The sequence below is a fragment of the Tepidiforma sp. genome (assembly GCF_034433535.1).
Classification (GTDB): Bacteria; Chloroflexota; Dehalococcoidia; order Tepidiformales; family Tepidiformaceae; genus Tepidiforma.
This window is the reverse complement of record NZ_DAOUAO010000176.1, coordinates 1-4763: the sequence shown is the minus strand read 5'-3', so window position 1 is coordinate 4763 and position 4763 is coordinate 1. Positions and strand designations below refer to the sequence as shown.

Here is a 4763-nt window from a genome sequence, read left to right as displayed (position 1 = left end):
GCGGCGAGCTTCGACGAGCTGCAGCAGTACGACACCTCGGCGATTGCGCCGTACTTCCGCCAGCTGCCGGAGTGCCAGTTCTGAGCGTTCACCCCGGGGGTTGACGGCCTCCGTATACTCCCGGCATGGCGGACGCAGCGCGCTTCGAAAGCGACGCCGAGCTGCTGCGGCTGGCGCAGGGGCTGCGGGATGCGCTGGGGGCGCCGGCCCCGGTGGCGCAATCGCGGAAGGTGCTGGCTGGCGCACGCGGGAAGGCGCGGCTGTGGTACTACCCGCCACGGGGGGGCGCGCGGCTACAGACGCCGCTGGTGCTGTTTCCCTACCTGGGCATTTCGCGGCCGTACATTTTCGACCTGCGCCCGGGCGAATCCTTCGCGGAGTTCCTCGGCGAGGCCGGGGTGCCGTTTTACCTGGTGGACTGGGGCGTGTTTGGCCCGGAGGACCGGGACCTCGGGGTGGACACGATTGTGGCGGACATGATCCCATCGCTGCTGGGGCAGGCGCTGCGGCATGCGCGGGCGCGGGAAGCCACCGTCTTCGGCTACTGCATGGGGGTGCCGCTGACGGCGGCGGCGCTGGCGCACCGCCCACACCTGCCGGCGAAAAACTTCCTGGCGATGGTGGGGCCGATCGATTTTTCGGTGGGCGAGTTCCCGCGGATGACCGACGAGGACCGCTTCGATGTTGATGCGATCGTGGAGACGTTCGACCTGATGCCGGCGGAGTTCATCCGGGCGGGGTTCAAGCTGCTGAACCCGCTGGGGGATGTGCAGCAGGCGAAGGCGTTGCTGGAGAACGCGGCGAACCGCCAGTGGCTTGAGGGCTACCGTGCGATGAACCGCTGGGCGAACGAGTGGGTGCCGCTGCCGAAGCAGTTCTTCCGGCACTGGGTGCGGCACTTCTACCAGCGCAATGAGCTGATGCGCGGGGAGTTCCGGGTGATGGGCGAGCCCGTGGACCTGGGCCGCATCCGGGTGCCGGTGCTGTGCGTGGGAGCTTCGAAGGACGAGATTGTGCCGCCGGCGAGCGCGCGGGCGCTGGTGGAGGCCGTGAGCAGCGCCGACCGGGAGTTCGTGGAGCTGGAGGGCGGCCACATCTCGGTGATTGCGGGACGGCGCGCGAAGACGGCGGTGTGGCCGCGCGTTCTGGCCTGGCTCGAGGCGCACGACTGACGGGGCCAGCCGGGGCCGGGCTCAGGCAGATTTCTTGCGGGACTTGCGGGGCGCCGGGGCCGGTGCGGGGGCGGCCTGCTGCGCTTCGAGGAGGGCCGCCAGGGCGTCGTCGATGCGGTCGAGGCGCTGGAGGATGAGCTGGACCTGGTCGGCGAGGCGCTGGAACTCGGCGAGGGGGACGGCGCCGGCGGCTTCGATGATCGGTCCCCAGGTTTCGCGGGCGGTGCGGGCGAGGGCCGCGCGGGTGGCGAGGTAGGTGTCGCGGGTTTCGCGGGTGAGGTCCTGGCCGGCGGCTGAGGCGAGGAAGGCCTCGGCGGCCTGGCCCCAGGCGGCGAGGAACTGTTCGTTGAGGGCGCGGAACTGCGCGAGGAGGTCAGGGGTGGAGGCGCCTGGCGCGGTCATGGCCGGGATGGTACACGATTGGGCGAGCGGCCGGGTCAATCGCGGGCGTAGCCGCCTTCGCGGAGCCGCCGCCAGACCTCGCCGCTGGAGGAGTAGCGCTCCATGAGGTAGGGGTAGACGGCGGGGATGTTGAAGAGGTGCTCCATGCAGAGCTGGGAGAGGTAGCGGTCGAGGACGATGGGGTGTTCGTCGGGGTCGACGAGGTCGAGGGCGAGGCCGGTTTCGTACCCGCCGGCGGCGGCGGGCATACCGGGTGCCTGCTGCATGACGAGGCCCTTTTCGGTGAGGGATTCGATGGCGAGGCGGAGCCGCTGGCGGAAGGCTGGCTGGACGCGGAGGCCGTCTTCGGCGAGGTAGGCCGCGGGCTGGCCGGATTCTGCGAGGCTGGCGACGACGGCGGTGACGTGGTCGATGCGGAAGGTGTCGCTGCCTGCGGCGCGGGAGGGCGGGAGGCCGAGGGAGAGGACACCGAGGAGTGCGCGCTCGATGGGGTCGAGGTCTTCGGGGTTGTAGGCGGCCATGGGAAGAGGGTAGCGCAGGCCAGCGCTGCGGGGAGTAAGGGAGGGTGCCGGGTCAGAAGTTGAGGTAGAGGGCCGGGTCGACGAAGCCGCCGTTGTAGCGAATTTCGAAGTGGAGGTGGTGGCCGGTGGTGAAGCCGGTGAGGCCGGTGAGGCCGATGGTTTCGCCGGCGCTGACGGCCTGGCCGGGGACGACGTCGATCTGGCTCATGTGGGCGTAGAGGACGGTCCAGCCGTCGCCGCAGTCGATGACGACGTAGTAGCCGTAGCTGTAGGTGAGGTATTCGGTGCGGCTCACGACACCGTCGCAGACGGCGAAGAGCGGCGAGGGGCCGAAGCCGTAGAGGTCGAGGTCGATGCCGGTGTGGTAGGAGGAGCCGCCGCGCGGGGTGCCGAAGGGGTCGGAGATGCCGCGCCAGGCAGCGAGCGGGAAGTTTTTGAAGATGCCGCCGGAGGAGGGAGCGGGGGCGCTCCCGGCGGAGGGGCCGGACGGGGTGCCCGGGCGGGCGACGGCCTGGGGCGGCGGCGGAGGCGGTGGCGGCGGCTTGATGGTGGCGCCGACGAGGAGGAGGAGCTTGCCGGCTTCGAGGTTGTTCGGGTCAGTGATGTTGTTGGGCTTGTATTCGATGACCTGTGCGGCGGTGATGTTGTCGTACTGCTTCACGATGCTGTCGACGGTTTCGCCGTAGGCCACCTTGTGGAGGATGCCGTCTTTGCGGGGGATGATGAGGGTGAGGCCTTTGGGGAGGAGGTTGGGGTTGCTGACCGTGGGGTTGTTATCGAGCAGGGTTTGAACGGTGATGCCGAATTTCGCGGCGACGCCGGAAACGGTATCGCCGGGCTGCGTCTGGTACTCCACGATCGGGCTGCGCGGGTCGATGATGTCGGCCAGCGGCTTGATGCCGGCGCCGACCTCGCCCGAGGAGGCTGCGGCGGCGGTGACGCCGGCGGAGAGAGAGCTGACGGGGGAGATGCCGCCGACGGCGCGAACGCTGAGGGCTTCGGTGCGCGAGGCGACCGCGGCGACGGAGCCGAGGGTTTGGATGGTGCTGGCAGGGCGGAGGACGGTGACGGAGGGCCGGAGGGCGCCGCCGGCGACGCCGGAGTAGGCGAAGGCGGGGACAGGTGCGGCGTTGGTGGCGGAGGAGCGGACGGGAGCGCGGATTGCGGAGACGGCAGCAAGCAGTACCAGCACCACGAGGAGTGCGTGAAGGGTGAATCGCCCGTGGCGGCGTGCGTGCGCGTGGGAGCGGGCGCGGGTTCCTTCGATTCCCATACGGTTGATGCTGGCGCGCGGCGGGCGGGGGCCATTCGCGCGGGCTGAGCACAGCCGAAGCTTGCTCCGAATCCTCCTTTGCTGCTATCCCGGCGTTTGCTGAAAGCCGGCAGTGGGACCCCGTAAGGGGAAGCCTTAGAGGTCCGTCTTCAGGCTGGCGAGAAACTCCTCGTTGTTGTTGGTCCTCGCGAGCCGCTCGAGGAGCCGTTCGGTGGCTTCGAGCTGGTTGGGCGAGTTCTGCGAAATCATAGCCGTCATGCGGCGAACGAGCCAGACGCCCTTGAGGGTTTTTTCATCGAGGAGGAGTTCTTCGCGGCGGGTGCCGGAGGCCTGGATGTCGATGGCCGGGTAGTAGCGGCGCTCGGCGAGGCGGCGGTCGAGGCGGAGTTCCATGTTGCCGGTGCCTTTGAATTCTTCGAAGACGACCTCATCCATGCGTGAGCCGGTATCGACGAGGCAGGTGGCGAGGATGGTGAGTGAGCCGCCTTCTTCGCACTTGCGGGCGGCGCCGAAGAGGCGCTTGGGGGGGTAGAGGGCGATGGGGTCGACGCCGCCGGAGAGGGTGCGGCCGGAGGGCGGGAGGGCGAGGTTGTAGGCGCGGGTGAGGCGGGTGATGGAGTCGAGGAGGATGACGACGTCTTTGCCGCCTTCGACGAGGCGCTTGGCGCGTTCGAGGGCCATTTCGGCGACGCGGGTGTGGTCTTCGACGGGCTCATCGAAGGTGGAGCTGACGACTTCGCCGCGGACGCTGCGCTGCATGTCGGTCACTTCCTCGGGGCGCTCGCCGATGAGGAGGACCATGAGGTGGACGTCGGGGTAGTTGGTGGAGATGCCGTTGGCGATGTTCTTGAGGAGCATCGTCTTGCCGGCTTTGGGAGGCGAGACGATGAGGCCGCGCTGGCCGCGTCCGATGGGCGCGATGAGGTCGATGATGCGGTGGGTGAGGTTATCGGGGGTGGTTTCGAGCTTGAGCTGCTGGTAGGGGAAGATGGCGGTGAGGTTTTCGAAGTAGGGCCGGCGCTTGGCGGTCTCGGGGTCCATGCCGTTGACGGCTTCGACCTTGAGGAGGCCGTAGAACTTCTCGTTGTCCTTGGGGTGGCGGACCTGGCCGGTGACGTAGTCACCGGGGCGGAGAGCGAAGCGCCGGAGCTGGGACTGGGAGACATAGATGTCGTTGGGGCCGGGGAGCATGGAAGGCCCGCGGAGGAAGCCGTAGTTGCCGTCGTCGGAGACTTCGAGGAATCCGCCGCTGAAGACGTTGCCGCGGGCTTCGGCCTGGGCCTGGAGGAGGCGGAAGATGAGGTCGCTCTTGCGGAGGACGTGGGCGTCTTCGAGGCCCATTTCGGCGGCGATGGCGATGAGCTCATCGCGGGATTTTTGTTCGAGTTCGGCGAT

The 4763-nt window shown here is 68.7% G+C and carries 5 protein-coding genes; 1 reads left to right on the top strand and 4 read right to left on the bottom strand.

All coding sequences use genetic code 11. The features are described 5' to 3' along the window. Positions 1–125: 125 nt before the first annotated feature. Positions 126–1172: an alpha/beta fold hydrolase gene (locus VAE46_RS09295; protein ID WP_322796654.1), complete on the top strand. Its 1047-nt coding sequence runs from the start codon at positions 126–128 to the stop codon at positions 1170–1172. Between the two features lie 21 nt (positions 1173–1193). Here VAE46_RS09295 and VAE46_RS09290 read toward each other — a convergent pair whose 3' ends face one another. From VAE46_RS09290 to rho, 4 genes are all read right to left on the bottom strand, one after another. After that, positions 1194–1574 carry a hypothetical protein gene (locus tag VAE46_RS09290; protein WP_322796653.1) on the bottom strand — a complete coding sequence of 127 codons (381 nt, stop codon included), beginning with the start codon at positions 1572–1574 and terminating at the stop codon, positions 1194–1196. 35 nt (positions 1575–1609) lie between these two features. Further along, a complete protein-coding gene (locus VAE46_RS09285) occupies positions 1610–2095 on the bottom strand; it encodes a hypothetical protein (RefSeq protein WP_322796652.1) in 486 nt (161 codons plus the stop codon). Between the two features lie 52 nt (positions 2096–2147). Next, entirely contained in the window at positions 2148–3368 is a 1221-nt protein-coding gene (locus VAE46_RS09280; protein WP_322796651.1) for a M23 family metallopeptidase, read from the bottom strand. A gap of 135 nt (positions 3369–3503) precedes the next feature. Beyond that, positions 3504–4763, bottom strand: a 1260-nt coding sequence (rho, locus tag VAE46_RS09275; protein WP_322796650.1) for a transcription termination factor Rho, incomplete at its 5' end; no start/stop codon positions are given.

Bases quoted from the DNA above. Each gene is read 5' to 3' on its own strand.
- VAE46_RS09295 (WP_322796654.1), top strand. From the start codon at position 126: ATGGCGGACGCAGCGCGCTTCGAAAGCGACGCCGAGCTGCTGCGGCTG.
- VAE46_RS09280 (WP_322796651.1), bottom strand. From the start codon at position 3,368: ATGGGAATCGAAGGAACCCGCGCCCGCTCCCACGCGCACGCACGCCGC.
- VAE46_RS09285 (WP_322796652.1), bottom strand. From the start codon at position 2,095: ATGGCCGCCTACAACCCCGAAGACCTCGACCCCATCGAGCGCGCACTC.
- VAE46_RS09290 (WP_322796653.1), bottom strand. From the start codon at position 1,574: ATGACCGCGCCAGGCGCCTCCACCCCTGACCTCCTCGCGCAGTTCCGC.